The organism is Streptomyces sp. NPDC051214, from assembly GCF_040682375.1.
In the GTDB taxonomy this organism is placed as follows: Bacteria; Actinomycetota; Actinomycetes; order Streptomycetales; family Streptomycetaceae; genus Streptomyces.
This window is the reverse complement of the sequence record NZ_JBFBAT010000010.1, coordinates 98,119-115,633: the sequence shown is the minus strand read 5'-3', so window position 1 is coordinate 115,633 and position 17,515 is coordinate 98,119. Positions and strand designations below refer to the sequence as shown.

At 70.8% G+C, this 17,515-nt stretch carries 17 protein-coding genes; 13 read left to right on the top strand and 4 right to left on the bottom strand.

Annotated features, from left to right (window positions below; translation table 11 throughout):
* The first annotated feature begins 85 nt into the window (after window positions 1-85).
* The 11 genes from AB0M70_RS26305 to AB0M70_RS26255 all read left to right on the top strand — a co-directional run bounded on the left by AB0M70_RS26305 (window position 86) and on the right by AB0M70_RS26255 (window position 12,615).
* Window positions 86-1,075: a malate dehydrogenase gene (locus AB0M70_RS26305; RefSeq protein ID WP_365823383.1), complete on the top strand. Its 990-nt coding sequence runs from the start codon at window positions 86-88 to the stop codon at window positions 1,073-1,075.
* Window positions 1,076-1,281: 206 nt separating this feature from the next.
* Window positions 1,282-3,111, top strand: coding sequence for a hypothetical protein (locus tag AB0M70_RS26300; protein ID WP_365823381.1), 1,830 nt, complete (start codon window positions 1,282-1,284; stop codon window positions 3,109-3,111).
* Entirely contained in the window at window positions 3,108-3,488 is a 381-nt protein-coding gene (locus AB0M70_RS26295; RefSeq protein ID WP_365823379.1) for a hypothetical protein, read from the top strand. The genes AB0M70_RS26300 and AB0M70_RS26295 overlap by 4 nt, the downstream gene beginning before the upstream one ends.
* A 10-nt stretch (window positions 3,489-3,498) precedes the next feature.
* Window positions 3,499-4,257, top strand: coding sequence for a hypothetical protein (locus AB0M70_RS26290; RefSeq protein ID WP_365823377.1), 759 nt, complete (start codon window positions 3,499-3,501; stop codon window positions 4,255-4,257).
* 56 nt (window positions 4,258-4,313) lie between these two features.
* On the top strand, window positions 4,314-4,562 hold the full coding sequence (locus tag AB0M70_RS26285; protein WP_160506754.1) for a helix-turn-helix transcriptional regulator: 249 nt from the start codon (window positions 4,314-4,316) through the stop codon (window positions 4,560-4,562).
* Window positions 4,559-5,104: a hypothetical protein gene (locus AB0M70_RS26280; protein WP_365823375.1), complete on the top strand. Its 546-nt coding sequence runs from the start codon at window positions 4,559-4,561 to the stop codon at window positions 5,102-5,104. The genes AB0M70_RS26285 and AB0M70_RS26280 overlap by 4 nt, the downstream gene beginning before the upstream one ends.
* Before the next feature lie 173 nt (window positions 5,105-5,277).
* Window positions 5,278-6,798: an aldehyde dehydrogenase family protein gene (locus AB0M70_RS26275; RefSeq protein WP_365823792.1), complete on the top strand. Its 1,521-nt coding sequence runs from the start codon at window positions 5,278-5,280 to the stop codon at window positions 6,796-6,798.
* Between the two features lie 138 nt (window positions 6,799-6,936).
* Window positions 6,937-8,484, top strand: a complete 1,548-nt coding sequence (locus tag AB0M70_RS26270; protein WP_365823373.1) for a GMC oxidoreductase — start codon at window positions 6,937-6,939, stop codon at window positions 8,482-8,484.
* Window positions 8,481-9,590 (top strand): glycine betaine/L-proline ABC transporter ATP-binding protein, encoded by a 1,110-nt coding sequence (locus tag AB0M70_RS26265; protein ID WP_365823371.1) that lies wholly within the window; start codon window positions 8,481-8,483, stop codon window positions 9,588-9,590. Before AB0M70_RS26270 ends, AB0M70_RS26265 begins: the two co-directional genes overlap by 4 nt.
* On the top strand, window positions 9,587-11,605 hold the full coding sequence (locus tag AB0M70_RS26260) for an ABC transporter permease subunit (RefSeq protein ID WP_365823370.1): 2,019 nt from the start codon (window positions 9,587-9,589) through the stop codon (window positions 11,603-11,605). Before AB0M70_RS26265 ends, AB0M70_RS26260 begins: the two co-directional genes overlap by 4 nt.
* A gap of 47 nt (window positions 11,606-11,652) precedes the next feature.
* A complete protein-coding gene (locus AB0M70_RS26255) occupies window positions 11,653-12,615 on the top strand; it encodes a glycine betaine ABC transporter substrate-binding protein (RefSeq protein ID WP_365823368.1) in 963 nt (320 codons plus the stop codon).
* Between the two features lie 74 nt (window positions 12,616-12,689).
* Here AB0M70_RS26255 and AB0M70_RS26250 read toward each other — a convergent pair whose 3' ends face one another.
* Genes AB0M70_RS26250 through AB0M70_RS26240 form a run of 3 tightly spaced genes read right to left on the bottom strand, consistent with a single transcriptional unit; the run spans window position 12,690 to window position 14,412 of the window.
* Window positions 12,690-13,412 (bottom strand): isocitrate lyase/phosphoenolpyruvate mutase family protein, encoded by a 723-nt coding sequence (locus AB0M70_RS26250; protein WP_365823366.1) that lies wholly within the window; start codon window positions 13,410-13,412, stop codon window positions 12,690-12,692.
* Window positions 13,409-13,885: a carboxymuconolactone decarboxylase family protein gene (locus AB0M70_RS26245; RefSeq protein WP_365823364.1), complete on the bottom strand. Its 477-nt coding sequence runs from the start codon at window positions 13,883-13,885 to the stop codon at window positions 13,409-13,411. The genes AB0M70_RS26250 and AB0M70_RS26245 overlap by 4 nt, the downstream gene beginning before the upstream one ends.
* Entirely contained in the window at window positions 13,882-14,412 is a 531-nt protein-coding gene (locus tag AB0M70_RS26240; RefSeq protein ID WP_365823362.1) for a carboxymuconolactone decarboxylase family protein, read from the bottom strand. Before AB0M70_RS26240 ends, AB0M70_RS26245 begins: the two co-directional genes overlap by 4 nt.
* A 47-nt stretch (window positions 14,413-14,459) precedes the next feature.
* Between AB0M70_RS26240 and AB0M70_RS26235 the strand changes: the two genes are divergently transcribed.
* Window positions 14,460-15,902, top strand: a complete 1,443-nt coding sequence (locus tag AB0M70_RS26235; RefSeq protein WP_365823360.1) for a PLP-dependent aminotransferase family protein — start codon at window positions 14,460-14,462, stop codon at window positions 15,900-15,902.
* Between the two features lie 113 nt (window positions 15,903-16,015).
* On the opposite strand, the gene AB0M70_RS26230 is transcribed toward AB0M70_RS26235, so the two are convergent.
* Complete coding sequence (locus AB0M70_RS26230) at window positions 16,016-16,891, bottom strand: hypothetical protein (RefSeq protein ID WP_365823790.1); 876 nt, start codon at window positions 16,889-16,891, stop codon at window positions 16,016-16,018.
* A gap of 121 nt (window positions 16,892-17,012) precedes the next feature.
* Between AB0M70_RS26230 and AB0M70_RS26225 the strand changes: the two genes are divergently transcribed.
* Window positions 17,013-17,468 carry a hypothetical protein gene (locus AB0M70_RS26225; RefSeq protein ID WP_365823358.1) on the top strand — a complete coding sequence of 152 codons (456 nt, stop codon included), beginning with the start codon at window positions 17,013-17,015 and terminating at the stop codon, window positions 17,466-17,468.
* Window positions 17,469-17,515: the final 47 nt, after the last annotated feature.

The window sequence follows — 17,515 nt, the reverse complement described above, 5'->3', positions numbered from 1 at the left end:
CGAGGGCGTCGGTGGGGATCCAGCACAAGGGGACCCCGCACAAGGGGCAGGGACCCCCACCGCCTGCTGTCTTACGGAGATCGCCATGACCCGCACTCCCGTGAATGTCACCGTCACCGGCGCGGCCGGCCAGATCGGCTACGCGCTGCTCTTCCGCATCGCCTCCGGCCACCTGCTCGGCGCGGACGTGCCGGTCAACCTTCGCCTCCTGGAGATCACTCCGGCCCTGAAGGCCGCCGAGGGCACCGCCATGGAGCTCGACGACTGCGCCTTCCCGCTGCTGAACTCGATCGAGATCAGCGACGACCCGAACGTCGCCTTCGACGGCGCCAACGTCGCCCTCCTCGTCGGCGCCCGCCCCCGCACCAAGGGCATGGAGCGCGGCGACCTGCTCTCCGCCAACGGTGGCATCTTCAAGCCGCAGGGCAAGGCGATCAACGACAACGCCGCGGACGACATCAAGGTCCTCGTCGTGGGCAACCCGGCCAACACCAACGCGCTCATCGCGCAGGCCGCCGCCCCGGACGTACCGGCTGAGCGCTTCACCGCGATGACCCGCCTGGACCACAACCGCGCGCTGTCGCAGCTGTCGAAGAAGACCGGCGCCCCGGTCTCCGACATCAAGCGCCTCACCATCTGGGGCAACCACTCGGCCACCCAGTACCCCGACATCTTCCACGCGGAGATCGCCGGCAAGAACGCCGCGGACGTCGTGAGCGACCAGTCCTGGCTCGCCGACGACTTCATCCCGACCGTCGCCAAGCGCGGCGCCGCGATCATCGAGGCCCGTGGCGCGTCCTCGGCCGCCTCCGCCGCCAACGCCGCCATCGACCACGTCCACACGTGGGTGAACGGCACGGCCGCCGGTGACTGGACCTCCATGGGCATCCCCTCGGACGGTTCGTACGGCGTTCCGGAGGGCCTCATCTCCTCCTTCCCCGTCACCACCAAGGACGGCAAGTACGAGATCGTCCAGGGCCTGGAGATCAACGAGTTCTCGCGCACGCGCATCGACGCGTCCGTCAAGGAGCTCACCGAGGAGCGCGAGGCGGTTCGCGGCCTCGGCCTCATCTAGTACGCACTGCCTCCAGCAGGCACTGCCTCTGGCACGCACTGCCTCGCCCCCGGCGGCCGCTCGATCGGCTGCCGGGGGCGAGGTGCGTCCGGGCCGGGCACATCCGGCCGGAATTCACTTGTCCGAGGGGCATAATCACCTTTCCGTGGCCTCTGCGTACACGCTCAGTTACGCTCCAATTCCGCTTCATCCAGACGGAGTTGGCCATGGCAGGTAACACCGAGGCCACCAGACTGCTGTGTGCCGGCGTCCACCTGGACGCGGTGTTCCGCAGACGGGTCGTCTCCGAACTCGTCGGTCACGCGGAGCGCCCCGTGGCGCCGCCGCTCGGTGCCGATGTGCTTCCGGTGCTCGCGCACGCGCTGCGCGCCCGGCGCGAGGAACTGTTCAGCGCGCTGCTCCTGGCGGCCGTGTGGATCGGGTTCCTCGTCACCGACGCGGTGATGATCTGGGACGCCCTCGAAGACTCCCGGGGCGGCGAGTCGGGTGTCTCCGGCGCCGATCTCGCGCTGCTGGCCTTCGACCCGGACGACCTCGTGGACACCGGCCCCGACGGCACGTTCGGCGCCTTCGTGCCGGGCGGCTGGGCGATCGCGTACGCCGTGGTGGTCCTGCTGCTGTGGCTGGCCCGGGTGGTCTCGGGCCGCGGCGCGGACGGCGGCACCCTGCGGCAGCTGGAGCTCCCGGCGCCGCTGGCCTGGCTGCGGCGCCGGATCGGCTGGCTGGTGACCGCCTTCGTGTGGTGGTGCGCGGCCGCGTACACGTACTCCGCGATCACCGTGATCAGCGAGACGCCGTACCCCGTGATCTTTCCGCTGCTCGTCGCGGCCGTGGTGTGGCGCCACCAGTTCCTGCGCAAGCGGGTCCTGCGCACCCAGCTCGCCCGCCAGACCTTCGCCGAGACCGAACAGCCGCGCATCCCACGACGCTTCTCCCGCATCGCCGCCTGCATCCACCGCGAGCAGAACGCCCCGGTCACCCTGTACGACGCCAACCGCCCCTTCGTGGGCGCCGGAAAACCCCGCAAACCGTGGTCGGTCGTCCTGGAGCTGCAGCGCACCGCCGAGAAGAATCCCGACGGCGGGGTGCCGCCCCAGCGGGCGTACGAGCCGCTGGCCGCCCGCGAGGTCATCAAGATGATCGAGCCCCGCCTGAAGGACCTGCGCAGGTCCGCCGCGGCCACCAGCGTGGACCGGCTGCGGGACCTGGAGATCGAGGAGTTCGTCTACCTCCCCGCGGGCGCGGGCCGCGACGAGCAGCTCTACACCGGACAGGGGTACGAGACCGCGGGGCTCTACGACGCCGGGCAGGCGGCCCGGCACATCGAACGGGCGGCCGGTGAGGGCGGGGAGGCGCGGCGCCACTTCCTGCGCGTCCGGGTCGGTGCCTGGAACGAACAGGTCGTGGTCTCGCTCCTGGTCAGGGTGCACACCCAGGGCGGCATGCTGGTCCTCGAAGTGGTGCCGCACGTGCTCGGGCCGATCGTCCCCGCGTTCCGTGAGGTCGACACCATCGTGGCCAGTGAGCCCGAAGGGCCCGTCCACGACGCCCTGCGCGCCTGCGTCGACGGTCCCGCGGTCGGCGTGGCGATCGGCATCGCCGCCCTGCGCACGCTGCCCTCGCTCGTGCCCTCGTTCCGGCTCTGGCTCGCGCAGCCGGAGCCCGCCGAGGGGGAGGTGCCCGTGCCTCCGGTCGCGCGTGCCGTGCGGTCCGCGTGCTCCTGGCTCGGGATCGGGCGCCCCGTGCAGGCGCCGCCGGACGCGCCGCTCGTCTCGCTGCGCCAGCTGGCGAGCACCGACGACCTCTCGCTCTTCCAGGAGATGGACGTCGCCCGCTACACCCGCACCCTCCAGGACCGCATCGGCGAGGGCGTCCGGGACGCGCTGCGGGCCGGCGGCTTCCGCACGGACCGCCTGGAGCAGAACATCACGCAGATCAGCAACAGCGGGGTCTACATCACGGAGATGTCCGGCGGCGCCCTCGCCACGGGCACCCACGGCCAGGCCACGCACACGACCGAGGGGAGCACGGCATGAGCGGCGACGGGGACACCGGCGGCGGTGCGCACGTCCAGATCGGCTCGATCACCGGCGGCTCGCAGGCCTTCGGTTCGCACGGCAGGGCCGAGTCCACCAACCACACGGTGGTGGTGTCCGATCCGGCACAGCAGCACCTGCTCACCCAGGTCCGGGCCCTGCGCGCCGAGCTGCGCCAGGCCACCGGGCGGACGGCCGAGGACGACGCGCTCGACGTCGAACTGGGCGAGGTGGAGGGGGAGATCAGTCGTGCGGGCCGCAGTGACGGTGGTTTGCTCGGCAGGCTTCGTGGTCGGCTCGAGCAGTACGGGGCCGCCGCCGCGACGGCCGCGTCCGTGACCGCCGTGGTCCAGGCGATCGCCCAGGTCACGGGCTGAGGGACGAGCGGTGCGGATCTTCGACGCGGACCGCCAGGAGTGGGTCGGCCACGAGCAGGAGCGGCGGATCGCCGCGCTCCACGACCGGGACGCGACGCGCCAGGGCAAGGCGCTGCGGGGTGTCGTGACGGTGCTGGCCCTGTGCGGGCTGGGCTTCGGGGGCTGGGCGCTCGGGTGGAAGGACGAGCCGCGGCCCACGGGGTACCTGGCCGTTGTCGACCGGCCCGCGCAGAGCGCGGACGGCAAGGCCGAGGGTGACACGGCGGCGCCGTCCCCCGCGGGCGTGCCGCCGGCTCCGTACGAGGAGGTGTTCGACGAGGAGGGCTTCCGGCTCGCGGTGCCGCGGGGCTGGGTCCGCCAACTGGTCGAACCGACCGAGGATTTCAACGTCGTCAACTACCGCAGTCCGAAGGGTGACCGGCGGCTGCAGGTGTACCGGGTGAGCGAGCCGTCGCCGTACGACTCGCTGCGGACCTGGCTCGACGAGACATCGATGCCCGTTGGCTTCGACCAACTCGCGCCGCTGGAGCGCATGGACGATGAGGGGCGCCCGGCCGCCCGCCTTGAGTACGTGGCCGACACGTTCAAGGACGAGCCGGACATCGGGACGTGGCACGTCATCGACCACCGCTTCGAATCGGTGGACGGCGAGCTGTACGCCCTCGCGGTGTACGGCTCGGACGCGGACGGCAGGGACGACGAGGAGGAGCTCATGGCCACCGCCCTGTCGTGGTTCTGCCCGCCGGACGAGATCTGTCCCGCTCCTTGATCCCCAAGAGCCGCCCTTCGTTGCCAACCTGCTCATCGATGTAGTACTTCTTATACATGAGCGAGCAAGTGCACAACAGGTTGGCGATGGTGCGCGCGGAGCGGAAAGTGTCGCGCCAGAGCCTGGCCGAGGCGGTGGGGGTCCACTACCAGACCATCGGCTACATCGAGCGCGGGCAGTACAACCCGAGCCTCGACCTGGCGCTGAAGATCGCGGTGTTCTTCGGGCTGCCGGTGGAGGCGCTGTTCTCCCTCGAGCCGTTCCGCCCGCTCACGGACGAGGTCTACGGGAGGAGTCAGGGATGACGGGCCAGCAGGTGCGGGAGACGGGGACCCAGCGGATGACCGGCTACGACCGGCGGATGTTCGCGCTCATGAACCGGCGCGAGGCGGCGCCGATGTACGCCACCGCCACGCGAAGGCGCCTTGCGGTCGGCGCCCACATCGCGCTGACGGCGGCGAGCGTCGCGGCCTGGCTGCTCACGGTCGTCGGCGACCAGCGCTGGGCGATGTGGACGATGCTCGGTCTCCTTCTGCCGTGGTGCGTCGCCACCGGCGTCATCAACGGCGCCACGCGCGGACTTCTCGAACTGCGGGAGCGCGCCCTCGACGAGCGGCAGCGCGCGGAGCGCGTGCGGGTCGCCGCACGGGCCCGGCAGATCATGCTGTGGCTGCTCCTGGCCGCCGCCGCGGGTGCGGGCGTCGCCGCGTACCAGGGGTGGGACGCCGAAGGGCTGCTCTTCCCCGTCCTCTTCACCGCGTTCGTCGTGCACTGGCTGATGCCCCTGTGGGTGGCGGGACTCGCCGTGCAGGACGAGCCGGCGGACCTCGATGACATCGACGCGTAGCGGCCCATAGCGCCACCTCTGTTCCCAAATGCCCCTTCACGCGGACGTATTGCCCCAGGTGCCTGCACGCGCAGTGACACAGCGCACTTTCGGTTATCTAATGCGCATGGTTTCTCCGCCTCGGGGCATGTGCCCCCGGCTACCGCGAGTGACAGGCGGGGCGTATGACAGGAATGGAAGGCAAACGGGACGTGTCCGCACAACAGACCATCCATGTGGGCGGAGAGTGGCGTAGCGCCCTCTCCGGCGCCACACGCGAGATCCTCGACCCCGCGGATGCCAAGCCGTTCGCGACGATCGCCGAGGGCGGCACCGAGGACACCGACGCGGCCATCGCCGCCGCCCGCGAGGCCTTCGACAACGGACCGTGGCCGGCCACACCCGTCGCCGAACGGGCCGCGCTGCTGCGCCGCGTGGCAGACCTCCTCGTACGCGACCGCGAGAAGATCGGGCTCTTGGAGAGCCGCGACGCGGGCAAGACCGTCGAGGAGGGCCGCGTCGACGTCGACTGCGTCGCCGACGCCTTCCGCTACTTCGCCGATCTGGTGATCGGCGAGGGCGCGGGCCGCGTGGTCGACGCCGGGTCCGACGACATCCACAGCGTCGTCGTGCACGAGCCCGTCGGCGTCTGCACGATGATCACGCCCTGGAACTACCCGCTCCTCCAGGCCAGCTGGAAGATCGCCCCCGCGCTCGCCGCGGGCAACACCTTCGTCATCAAGCCGAGTGAGGTCACTCCGCTGACGACGGTCGCGCTGATCGAACTGCTCGTCGAGGCGGGCCTCCCGGCCGGCGTCGCGAACATCGTGACCGGTCCGGGCCACACGGTCGGGGCGCGCCTCTCCGACCACCCCGACGTCGACCTGGTCTCCTTCACCGGCGGCCTCGTCTCCGGCACCAAGGTCGCCCAGGCAGCGGCCCTCGGCGTCAAGAAGGTCGCCCTCGAACTCGGCGGCAAGAACCCGAACGTCGTCTTCGCCGACGCCTGCGCCACCGAAGAGGGCTTCGACACCGCCGTGGACCAGGCGCTCAACGCCGCCTTCATCCACAGCGGGCAGGTCTGCTCCGCCGGTGGCCGCCTCATCATCGAGGAGTCGGTGCGCGAGCGCTTCGTCGCCGAACTCGCCCGCCGTGCGAGCCGCATCAAGCTCGGCCGCGGCACCGAGGACGGCGTCGAGTGCGGCCCGCTCGTCTCGCAGCAGCAGCGCGAGAAGACCGAGATGTACGTCGCGTCGGCACTGGAGGAAGGCGCTGTCCTGCGCACCGGCGGCAAGCGCCCCGAGCCCAGCGACGTGCGCCCCGCGACCGGCTACTTCTACGAGCCGACCGTCCTCGACCAGTGCCACCGCGAGATGCGCGTCGTGCGCGAGGAGGTCTTCGGCCCGGTCCTGACCGTCGAGACCTTCCGCACCGAGGACGAGGCCGTCGCGCTCGCCAACGACACCGAGTACGGTCTCGCGGGCGCCGTCTGGACCAACGACGCCGGCCTCGGCCGCCGCATGGCCCGGCGCCTGCGCCACGGCACGGTCTGGATCAACGACTTCCACCCCTACCTTCCGCAGGCGGAGTGGGGCGGCTTCGGCAAGAGCGGCGTGGGGCGCGAGCTCGGACCCGCCGGACTCGCCGAGTACCGCGAGTCCAAGCACATCTACCAGAACCTCGCCCCGCGGCCGGTCCGCTGGTTCGCGGGCTGAGCCCGACTCTCAGAAGCGTGCGCGGGGGCGGCAGTCCCGCCCCCGCGCACGTATCTGTATCCGTACGTCCGAGCGCCCCCCCCGCTCTATACGCGCAAGCACCTTGCATCACACCTCGCAGGAAGAGGAGCAGCACGCATGGCTGAGACCACTGAGTACGACTACGTCATCGTCGGTGGCGGAACCGCAGGGTCGGTGATCGCGTCCCGGCTCACCGAGGACCCGGGAGTCACCGTCGCCGTCATCGAGGGCGGCCCCAGCGACATCGACCGCGAGGACGTCCTCACGCTGCGCCGCTGGCTCGGCCTGCTCGGCGGCGACCTCGACTACGGCTACACCACCACCGAGCAGCCGCGCGGCAACTCGCACATCCTGCACAGCCGCGCCAAGGTCCTCGGCGGCTGCTCGTCGCACAACACCCTGATCTCCTTCAAGCCGCTGCCGTCCGACTGGGACGAGTGGGAAGAGGCGGGCGCCACCGGCTGGAACGCCAAGGCGATGGACCCCTTCTTCGGCAAGCTGCGCAACAACATCGTGCGCGTCGCCAAGAAGGACCAGAACCAGATCGCCACCGACTGGGTGGAGGCGACGAAGACCGCACTCGGCGTCCCCGAGGTCGTCGGCTTCAACGACAAGCCCTTCGACGAGGGCGTCGGCTTCTTCGACCTCTCCTACCACCCGGAGAACAACAAGCGTTCCTCCGCCTCCGTCGCCTACCTCCACCCCCACATGGAGGCCGGCGACCGTCCGGGCCTCCACCTGTTCCTGGAGACCTGGGCCACCAAGCTGGAGCTCGAGGGCAAGACCGCGCGCGGCGTCCACATCCGTACGAAGGACGGCGAGGCGCAACTGCTCACCGCCCGCCGCGAGGTGCTCGTCTGTGCCGGCGCCGTCGACACGCCCCGGCTGCTCCTGCACTCCGGCATCGGCCCCGCCAAGGACCTCGAAGCCCTCGGCATCCCCGTCACGCACGACCTGCCGGGCGTCGGCGAGAACCTCCTGGACCACCCCGAGTCGGTCATCGTCTGGGAGACGAACGGGCCGATCCCCGGCAACTCCGCGATGGACTCCGACGCGGGCCTCTTCGTCAAGCGGGACCCGGACCACAAGGGCCCTGACCTGATGTTCCACTTCTACCAGATCCCGTTCACGGACAACCCGGAGCGCCTGGGCTACGAACGCCCGGAGCACGGCGTCTCGATGACGCCGAACATCCCCAAGTCCCGTGCGCGCGGCCGCGTCTACCTGACGTCGGCCGACCCCGAGGTGAAGCCCGCCCTCGACTTCAATTACTTCGAGTACGACGAGAACGGCGTCGACTACGACGGCCAGACCCTCGTCGACGGCATCAAGCTGGCCCGCAAGGTCGCGCAGGCCGAGCCCTTCGCCAAGTGGCTCAAGCGCGAGGTCTTCCCGGGCCCGGACGTCACAGACGACGCCGAGATCAGTGAGCTCGTGCGCAAGGCGGCGCACACTGTGTACCACCCGGCCGGAACCTGCCGAATGGGAGCTTCCGCTGATGAACTTGCTGTGGTCGACCCGGAGCTGCGGATCCGGGGTCTCGAGGGAATCCGAATCGCGGACGCATCCGTCTTCCCGACGATGCCTGCCGTGAACCCGATGATCGGAGTGCTCATGGTCGGGGAAAAGTGCGCGGAACTGCTGACCGGGAGTGATGTCCGATGACCACCACCACCGACAAGACGCCGGCCCCTGAGGCGCCCGCCTCCGACGAGGCCGCGCCCGTGTTCGCCGTCCGGGACCTGTGGAAGGTCTTCGGGTCCAAGGCCAAGAGCATCCCGGGCAACGAGGAGTTCGCGGATCTCTCGGCCACCGAGCTGCGTGAGCGCACCGGCTGCACCGCGGCCGTGCGGGACGTCAGCTTCGACGTCAGGCGCGGCGAGGTCTTCGTCGTCATGGGCCTTTCCGGCTCGGGCAAGTCGACCCTGGTGCGCACCCTGACCCGGCTCATCGAGCCGACCAGCGGTTCCATATCCATGGACGGCCAGGACGTGCTCGGCATGGACAAGAACGAGCTGCGTGCGCTGCGTCGCCACAAGGCCGCGATGGTCTTCCAGAACTTCGGCCTGCTGCCGCACCGCTCGGTCCTCGACAACGTCGCGTACGGCCTGGAGATCCAGGGTGTCGGCAAGGCCGAGCGCCGCGCCAAGGCCCTGGAGGTCGTCGCCAAGGTCGGCCTCGAAGGCATGGAGGAGCGCCGCCCCACCCAGCTCTCCGGCGGCCAGCAGCAGCGCGTCGGCCTGGCCCGCGCCCTCGCCGTCGACCCCGAGGTCCTGCTCTTCGACGAGCCGTTCAGCGCGCTCGACCCGCTGATCAGGCGGGACATGCAGGAAGAAGTCATCCGCCTGCACCGCGAAGAGGGCCGCACGATGGTCTTCATCACCCACGACCTGAGCGAGGCGCTGCGCCTGGGCGACCGCATCATGCTGATGCGGGACGGCGCCATCGTGCAGCTCGGCACCCCCGAGGAGATCGTCGCCAACCCGGCCGACGACTACGTACGCGACTTCGTCCAGGACGTGTCGCGCGAGCAGGTCATCACCGTGCGCCGCGCCATGCGCCCCGCCGAGGGCGACGAGGCCGAGTCCGGTGCCGCGATCGGCCCGGACACGCTGGTCGTCGACGCGATCGAGGCGGTGGCCCGCAGCGGCGCGTACTGCCGTGTCGTGGACAACGGACGCACCCTCGGCATCGTCGACCACGAGCAGCTCCTCGCGGTGGTCGCGGGCCTCGACAGTGATCCCCGGGACAAGGCGGTGGCCGCCGTATGAGCGCAGCCCCGACGTCCGTGATCGACAAGACGGAGGGCGTGTCCCCGCCGGGCCCGCCCGCCGAAGGACCCGGCCCGCTGGCCGCGTTCCTGCGCAACCCCAAAGCGATCCTGCTGCTCTGCGCCCTGCTGGTCGCGGTCGTCTCCGCGGCCGTCACCGCCAACGGCGCCTGGCCGTCCGACCTGACCTTCGACGTGCGCTCGCCGCTCGACGACGTCAACACCTGGATGGCGCAGAACCGCGACACCCACCCGATCTTCCTGTACTTCCTGCTACACATCAGCAACACCTCGGAATCCGCGGTGGACGGTGTGCTCAGCGGTCTGGAGGCCCTCGGCTTCATCGGGGTGACCGTCGCCGCGGTACTCATCTCCTGGTACGCGGGCGGGGCGAACCTGCGCCGCCGCGCGCTGACCCTCGCGGGCGTCGCCTTCGGCACGTTCGCCGTGATCGGCGTGCTCGACGTGTGGGAAGAGGCGATGGAGACCCTCGCCCTGATGGTCGTCTGTGTGGCCGTCGCTGGGCTTGTCGGTGTCCTGCTCGGCCTCGCCGCCGGGCTCTCGGACCGTGCCGAGCGCATCCTGCGGCCCGTCTTCGACACCATGCAGGTGCTTCCGGCCTTCTCGTACCTGCTGCCCTTCGTTCTGATGTTCGACGTCGGCACGCCGGCCGTCTTCATGGCGACCGTCATCTACGCCGCACCGCCGATGGCCAGGCTCACCTCGCTCGGCCTGCGCGGCGCCGACGCGGCGGCCCTCGAAGCCTCGCAGTCGCTGGGCGCCAGCGCCTGGCAGCGGCTGTGGACGGCGCGGCTTCCGCTGGCCCGCAAGCCGATGCTGCTCGGCCTCAACCAGACGATCATGATGTGTCTCTCGATGGTCGTGCTCGCGACGGTGGTCGGCGCCGGTGGTCTCGGCGACCCGATCTTCACCGCGATCTCCACCCTCGACGTGGGCCTCGCGGTACCGGCCGGCATCGCGATCGTGCTGATCGCCGTCTGGCTGGACCGCACGACCGCCGGGTTCGGCGAACGCGTCGACGACGCGGCGCCCGCGCGCAGCGCCTTCGCGACGCGCGTCCTGTGGGCCGTCATGGCCGCCGTGGTGGCGGGCGCCGCCGTGCTCGGCCAGGCGCTCGGCCGTACGGAGTGGCCGGAGAACTGGGTCGTCTCCATCTCCCAGCCCATCAACGAGGCCGTCGGCTGGATCGAGCGCGAGCTCGGCTCCGGCATCCCGGTCATCGGCGGCACGCTCACCTGGGCCAACGCCTTCATCGACTACGGCATCAACCCGCTGTTCGACGCCCTGCTCGCCACCCCGTGGTGGGCGGTGCTCCTGGTGGCCGGTGTCCTCGCCTACCTCGCGGGCCGCTGGCGCGCGGCGGTCACCGTCGTGCTAGCGCTCGCCGCGATCGGCGCGATGGGGCTGTGGAGCCGCTCGATGGACACCCTCTCGCAGGTGATCGCCGCCCTGGTCGTCACGCTGATCCTGGGCTTCGCCATCGGTGTGCTCGCGGCCCGGGTGTCCTGGGTGGAGCGTGGCATCCGGCCGGTGCTCGACACCATGCAGACCCTGCCGGCGTTCATCTACCTCATCCCGATGATCGCGCTGTTCGGCTCCAACCCCGCGGCCGCCGCGGTGGCCTCGATCATCTACGCGCTGCCCGCCGTCATCCGCATCACGACCCAGGGCATCCGCCAGATCGACCCCTCCGCCCTGGAGGCGGCCCGCTCGCTCGGCGCCTCCACCGGCCAGCAGCTCCGGCAGGTCCAGCTCCCGCTGGCCAGGCCCGCGCTGCTCGTCGCCCTCAACCAGGGTGTCGTCCTCGTCCTGTCCATGGTCGTCATCGGCGGCATGATCGGCGGCGGCGCGCTCGGCGTGGACGTGGTCAGGGGCCTCACCAAGGGCGACCTCGGTCTCGGTCTGACGGCCGGCATCGCGATCGTCTGCCTCGGTCTGCTGCTCGACCGCATCTCTCAGCCCGGCGCCGACGTCAAGGCACGCACACTGCGCTGACGTACGCTTCCGGACCCCGCTCTCCTGCTACGTAAGGGAACAATCTCGTGAACTACAGCAAGCGGATACGCACTTCGGTCATCGCCGGTCTCGGCGCCGCGTCCATGGTGGCGCTCAGCGCCTGCGGTGCCGCCGACACGAAGTCCTCCGGTGGTGCCGACGAGGTCACCATCACGGTCCCCTCGTGGGTCGGCGCGCGCGCCAACGCCGAGGTCGCCAAGAAGCTCCTCGAGGACGAGGTCGGCGTCAAGAAGGTCGAACTGCAGCAGCTCGACGAGCCGATCGCCTGGGACGCCCTGAACAACGGCAAGGCCGACGCGATCCTGGAGGACTGGGACGGCCAGCCCAAGAAGCAGAAGCTCTACATCGACCAGAAGAAGACGGTCGTCAAGGGCGGCGACCTGGGCGTCACCGGGCACATCGGCTGGTACGTGCCGAAGTACTACGCGGACAAGCACCCGGAGATCCTGGACTACAAGAACCTCAACAAGTTCGCCAAGGACTTCAAGAGCAACCGCAGCGGTGACAAGGGCGAGTTCATCGGTGCGGCGCCCTCGTACACCACGTACGACGAGTTCCTGATCAAGAACCACAAGCTGAACTTCAAGATCAAGGACACCGGCAACGAGGCCGCGCAGATCAAGGAGATCCAGCGCAAGTACGCCGCCAAGGAGCCCTTCATCAGCTACTGGTGGGAGCCCCTGTGGGCGAACGCCGACATGGACATGGTCGAGGTGAAGCTCCCGCCGTTCAAGGAGGGCTGCAACGAGCCCGAGACCAAGACCGAGTGCGGCTACGCCAACACCCCGCTGCAGAAGTACTTCAACGCCGACTTCGCCAAGGACGGCGGCGACGCCGCGGAGTTCCTGAAGAACTTCAAGTGGACGACCGAGGAGCAGAACGAGGTCGCCATGTCGATCGCCAAGGACAAGATGTCCGGCGAGGCCGCGGCCGAGAAGTGGATCAAGGACAACAAGGCGACGTGGGAGAAGTGGCTCCCGAAGAAGTGACGTCGTCGCTGAACGCACTGGTGTGACGATGACGGTGCCGGGGGTGTCCTTCGCGAAGGACACCCCCGGCACCGTCACGTCTGCTGCAAGCTCTCCGCGATCTCCCGCAGCGCCTCCGACGCACGGAACAGCAGGCCAGGGCCGAACGTGATGCGCGTGGCGCCCAGTTCGCCCAGCTCCCGCGGGGACGGCGGCCCTGCCGGCTTCGCCGCCACGTTGACGGGGCCCTCGATGCCCGCACGCAGCCGCGGGAGCACCGCGGTCGGCGCGAGGATCGGATAGACGCAGTCCGCGCCCGCCTCGACGTACAGCCGTGCCCGCTCGATCGCCTGCTCCGGATCGCCGTCGCCGTGCACGAACGTGTCCACCCGGGCGTTCACGAACAACCGGTCGCCCGCGACGGAACGCACCTCCGCGAGCCACTCCGCCTGCTCGCGCGGGTCCTTCAGGTCCCCGCCCGACGAATCCTCCAGGTTGCAGCCGACCGCGCCCGTCTCCAGGAGCCGCTCCACCAGCTCCTTCGGCGGCAGCCCGTAGCCGTCCTCGATGTCCGCGGACACCGGTACGGGCACCGACCGTACGATCCTGCGCACGGCGGCGAACATCTCGTCCGGCGGCACCGCACCGTCCGCGTACCCCAGCGACGCCGCGACCCCCGCGCTCGGCGTGGCAAGGGCCGGGAACCCGGCGTCCACGAAGACCCGCGCGCTGGCCGCGTCCCACGGCCCGGGAAGGACCAGCGGATCACCGGGCGCCCGCCCGTGGTGCAGCGAGCGGAAGTCGTCCACCAGGCTCACGGCGCGTACCCGCCCGGCTCGATGCGGCGGCTGACCATCAGCCGGTTCCAGCTGTTGATGACGGTGATCACCCCGATGAGATGGGCGAGTTCGGCCTCACCGAAGTGCTTGGCGGCCGCCTCGTAAACCTCGTCGGGGACGAACGCTCCCCCAGAGCCGAAAGCCTGGGAGGTGCCCCCAGTCAAGACCGTGACCGCCTCGGTCAGCGCGAGAGCGGCCCGCTCGCGCTCGCTGAACAGCTCACCCGCCTCGGCCCACGCGTTGAGGAGAGCGATCCGCTTGACCGTCTCGCCGTTCTTCACGGCGATGTCCACATGCATGTCCAGACAGAACGCACACGCGTTGATCTGCGAGGCCCGGATCATCACGAGCTCGGCGAGCACCGGGTCGCCGAGCCCCTTCTTCGCGGCCGCGCTCAGCGCGGACAGCGCGCCGGCGACGCCCTTGTCGAGGTGGTTGGTCCGAGCGCTCACTTGTGGTCCCCGGCCTTGTAGTGGCCCGGCACCTGCCGCGTCGAGACGCCGAAACGGTTCCACGCGTTGATCACCGTGATCGCGGCGATCAACTGCGTCAGCTCCTCCTCGTCGAAGAGGGCCGCCGCCTTGTCGTACACCGCGTCCGGCACGAAGCCGTCCGTCAGGACGGTGATCGCCTCCGCCAGCTCGATCGCGGCGACCTCCTTCGCCGTGTAGAAGTGCTGCGACTCCTCCCACGCGCTGAGCTGGATGATCCGCTCCACGCTCTCGCCCGCCGCGAGGGCGTCCTTGCTGTGCATGTCGACGCAGAGCGCGCAGTGGTTGATCTGCGAGGCCCTGATCTTGACCAGTTCGAGGATCACCGGGTCGACGCCCTTACGGGCGGCCGCGTCGAGCCTGACCATCGCCTTGAAGACCTCGGGGGCCCGGGAGTGCCAGTCGAGGCGGGGGGTGTGCTCGTGGAGGTATTCCTTGGCCTGCGGCTGCCCGGGGGTGCTTTCGGGGGTGTTCTCGATCGTCGTCATGACATCGACCGTACGGCGGGAGTAGCCCACGGGTATGGTCCATTTCCATGGAAGAATCCTGGGCCACTCTGGGCGTCGACCTCCACCTGGAGACCGGGGCAGAGGCGACGCGCTCCGGCGTGCGCAAGGGCCTCACGGACGCCCTGCGTGAGGCGGTGCGCGGCGGCAGGCTCGCTCCCGGCACCCGCCTGCCCTCGTCCCGCTCCCTCGCCGTCGACCTGGGCATCGCCCGCAACACCGTCGCCGACGCGTACGCGGACCTCGTCGCCGAGGGCTGGCTCACCGCACGCCAGGGCTCGGGCACCCGCGTCGCCGAACGCTCCGTGCCGCGCCCCGCGGAGCCCGCGCCGCGCCGCAGGGCGGCGGGCGGCCCGACGTACGACCTGATGCCGGGCACCCCCGACCTCTCGGCGTTCCCGCGCGCCGCCTGGCTCAAGGCCGCGCGCCGGGCCATGGCCACCGCCCCGAACGACGCGCTCGGCTACGGCGACCCGCGCGGCCGCGTCGAGCTGCGCACCGCCCTCGCCGACTACCTCTCCCGGGCGCGCGGCGTCCGCGCGGACCCGGACCGCATCGTCATCTGCGCCGGGTTCGCGCAGGGCCTGAGCCTGCTGGGAGGCGTACTGCGGGCCCGCGGCCAGCGGGAGGTGACGGTCGAGTCGTACGGCCTCGACGTGCACTGGGATCTGCTGAAGCGGGCGGGGCTGCGGACGAGGCCGCTGCCGTTCGACGAACTGGGCACTTCGACGGCCGAGTTGGGGGCGGGTTCCGGGTCGGGCTCTGGCTCCGGTTCGGGTTTCGGTTCGGCCAAGGCGGTGCTCCTCACGCCTGCCCACCAGTTCCCCATGGGCGTCCCGCTGCACCCCGACCGGCGTGCCGCCGCCGTCGACTGGGCGCGGCGCGAGGGCGGCCTGATCCTGGAGGACGACTACGACGGGGAGTTCCGCTACGACCGGCAGCCGGTGGGCGCGCTCCAGGGCCTCGACCCCGACCGCGTGGTCTACCTCGGCACGGCCAGCAAGTCCCTGGCCCCCGGGCTCCGGCTCGGCTGGATGGTGCTGCCCGAGCCCATCGCCGCCGAGGTCGTCGAGGCGAAAGGGGGCGCGGAATGGGCCTGCGGGGCGCTCGACCAGCTGACGCTCGCGGAGTTCATCACGTCGGGTGCGTACGACCGCCATGTGCGGGGCGCGCGGCTGCGCTACCGCCGCCGACGGGACCAACTGGTCGCCGCGCTCGCCGCTCGGGCGCCGGAGGTACGGGCCACGGGGATCGCGGCGGGCCTGCACGCGGTGCTCGAACTCCCGCCGGGAACGGAACGGACGGTGATCCAGGCGGCAAGCTGGCAACGCCTGGCGGTGCAGGGCCTGTCCAGCTTCCGCCACCCTCTGGCACGCCCGGCGGAGCGGGACGCGCTGGTGGTGGGGTACGGGACACCGGCGGACCATGGGTGGGCGGGGGCGCTGGAGGCGTTGTGCAGGGTGTTGCCGTAAGGGGGGAATCCAGCCCGTCCGGCGTTTGAGGACACTTGTAAGGGGGTCCAGGGGGCGGAGCCCCTTGGTTTCGGGAAGGGGCGGGGTGGGGGAAAGCCCCGCAGGGCCGGCCCCTACCGAGCCCCACCCCCAGGCCCGCCTACCCCGGGGGCCGCTTCCGCGCTCTCCGCAGGAGCCGCCGCCTCCCCGAACCGCGCCAGCGCCAACGCCCCCGCCACAGCCACCACGAACCCCAGCACCGCCACCCACGCCATGCCGCTGCGAGTCCGATCCCCGAGCCACACCACCCCCACCACCGCGGGCCCGACCGTCTCCCCGATCACCATTCCCGCGGTGGCGGTCGTCACCGACCCCCGCTGCAACGCGGACGTCAGGAGCAGGAACGCCGCACCCCCGCCCACCAGCAAGGCGTAGGCGGCCGGATTCCGGACCAACGCTCCCGGCGAGACGTCGTCGATGAGCCGCACCGCCACCTCCACCACGCCGAAGCCGAGCCCGGCCCCGAGCCCCAGGGCCGGCGCCCGCCCCCGCCCCGGCAGCCGCCCGGCCACCGCGCCGAGCAGCAGGACCGCCACCGCCACGCCCAGCAGCACGTACCGCAGAGTCGTCGATCCGGTGCTCTCCCCTTCGTCCCCCGACGCCAGCCCCAGCATCGCGAGCCCCGCGCACACCACCCCCACCGCTGCCCACTCCACCCCGCTCAACCGCACCCGCAGCATCCGCGAGGCCACCACGGCCGTGACGGCGAGGCTCGCGGCGAGCGCCGCACCGACGGCGTAGATCGGGATGGAGCGCAGCGCCACGATCTGCAGCAGGAACCCGAGCCCGTCGAGCCCGAGACCCACGACGTACCGCCACTGCTTCACCGCGCGCAGCAGGAGCGCGGGGTCGACCCCGGAGCCCGTGCCCGGCGCCGTGGCGCGGGCGGCGATGGCCTGGAAGACGGAGGCCGTGCCGAAGCAGACCGCTGAACCGAGCGCGCAAATCATCCCAAGAGACACGAAGTGACTGTAGAGGAAGGGGATTCGGCTGAGCCGGTTGGCACGACCCGGGGCCCCTTACCTACGCTGATCGCCGATCACGTAGGGCAACGGGGGAACGGAAGCACAGATGGCACCGGAACAGCAGACGCAGACGCAGACGGAGCAGAGGGAAGAGCGCAAGGCCCCGCGAAGGCTGCGTTCCAGCACGGTCGTACTCGGCGGAATGGGCGTCCTCGCGGCGGCCCTGACCTCGTGCGGCTCGGAGCCGGACAGGCGGTGCGTGGACCGCGACAGCTACGACCTCCTCACCGGCTACAGGATCGTCGCCGACAAGAACTGCAAGAGCGGCGCCAATTCGTCGTCCTCCTCCTCGTACGGCAAGGGACGCAGCGGCAGCGGCAGTTCCTACGGAACAGGGTCGAGCTCCGGCACCGGCACTGGCAAGTCCGGCCGCATGGACGCCGACTGGTACTACGACGCGGACATCGACGGCCGCCGCGCCGACTACGGCACCTTCAGCCGCAGCGAGGCCGTCGACCGCGACGGCTTCGGCTGCTCGGGCAGCGGCAGCGGCGGCGGCTGACCCGCAAGCGAGCGAGCCCCCGACCCGCTACTTCCCGCGACCTGCGA

Excerpts from the sequence above, each read along its gene's own strand:
- AB0M70_RS26305 (WP_365823383.1), top strand. The coding sequence starts at position 86 with ATGACCCGCACTCCCGTGAATGTCACCGTCACCGGCGCGGCCGGCCAG.
- AB0M70_RS26300 (WP_365823381.1), top strand. The coding sequence starts at position 1,282 with ATGGCAGGTAACACCGAGGCCACCAGACTGCTGTGTGCCGGCGTCCAC.
- AB0M70_RS26295 (WP_365823379.1), top strand. The coding sequence starts at position 3,108 with ATGAGCGGCGACGGGGACACCGGCGGCGGTGCGCACGTCCAGATCGGC.
- AB0M70_RS26285 (WP_160506754.1), top strand. The coding sequence starts at position 4,314 with ATGAGCGAGCAAGTGCACAACAGGTTGGCGATGGTGCGCGCGGAGCGG.
- AB0M70_RS26280 (WP_365823375.1), top strand. The coding sequence starts at position 4,559 with ATGACGGGCCAGCAGGTGCGGGAGACGGGGACCCAGCGGATGACCGGC.
- AB0M70_RS26275 (WP_365823792.1), top strand. The coding sequence starts at position 5,278 with ATGGAAGGCAAACGGGACGTGTCCGCACAACAGACCATCCATGTGGGC.
- AB0M70_RS26270 (WP_365823373.1), top strand. The coding sequence starts at position 6,937 with ATGGCTGAGACCACTGAGTACGACTACGTCATCGTCGGTGGCGGAACC.
- AB0M70_RS26265 (WP_365823371.1), top strand. The coding sequence starts at position 8,481 with ATGACCACCACCACCGACAAGACGCCGGCCCCTGAGGCGCCCGCCTCC.
- AB0M70_RS26260 (WP_365823370.1), top strand. The coding sequence starts at position 9,587 with ATGAGCGCAGCCCCGACGTCCGTGATCGACAAGACGGAGGGCGTGTCC.
- AB0M70_RS26240 (WP_365823362.1), bottom strand. The coding sequence starts at position 14,412 with ATGACGACGATCGAGAACACCCCCGAAAGCACCCCCGGGCAGCCGCAG.
- AB0M70_RS26235 (WP_365823360.1), top strand. The coding sequence starts at position 14,460 with ATGGAAGAATCCTGGGCCACTCTGGGCGTCGACCTCCACCTGGAGACC.
- AB0M70_RS26230 (WP_365823790.1), bottom strand. The coding sequence starts at position 16,891 with ATGATTTGCGCGCTCGGTTCAGCGGTCTGCTTCGGCACGGCCTCCGTC.
- AB0M70_RS26225 (WP_365823358.1), top strand. The coding sequence starts at position 17,013 with ATGGCACCGGAACAGCAGACGCAGACGCAGACGGAGCAGAGGGAAGAG.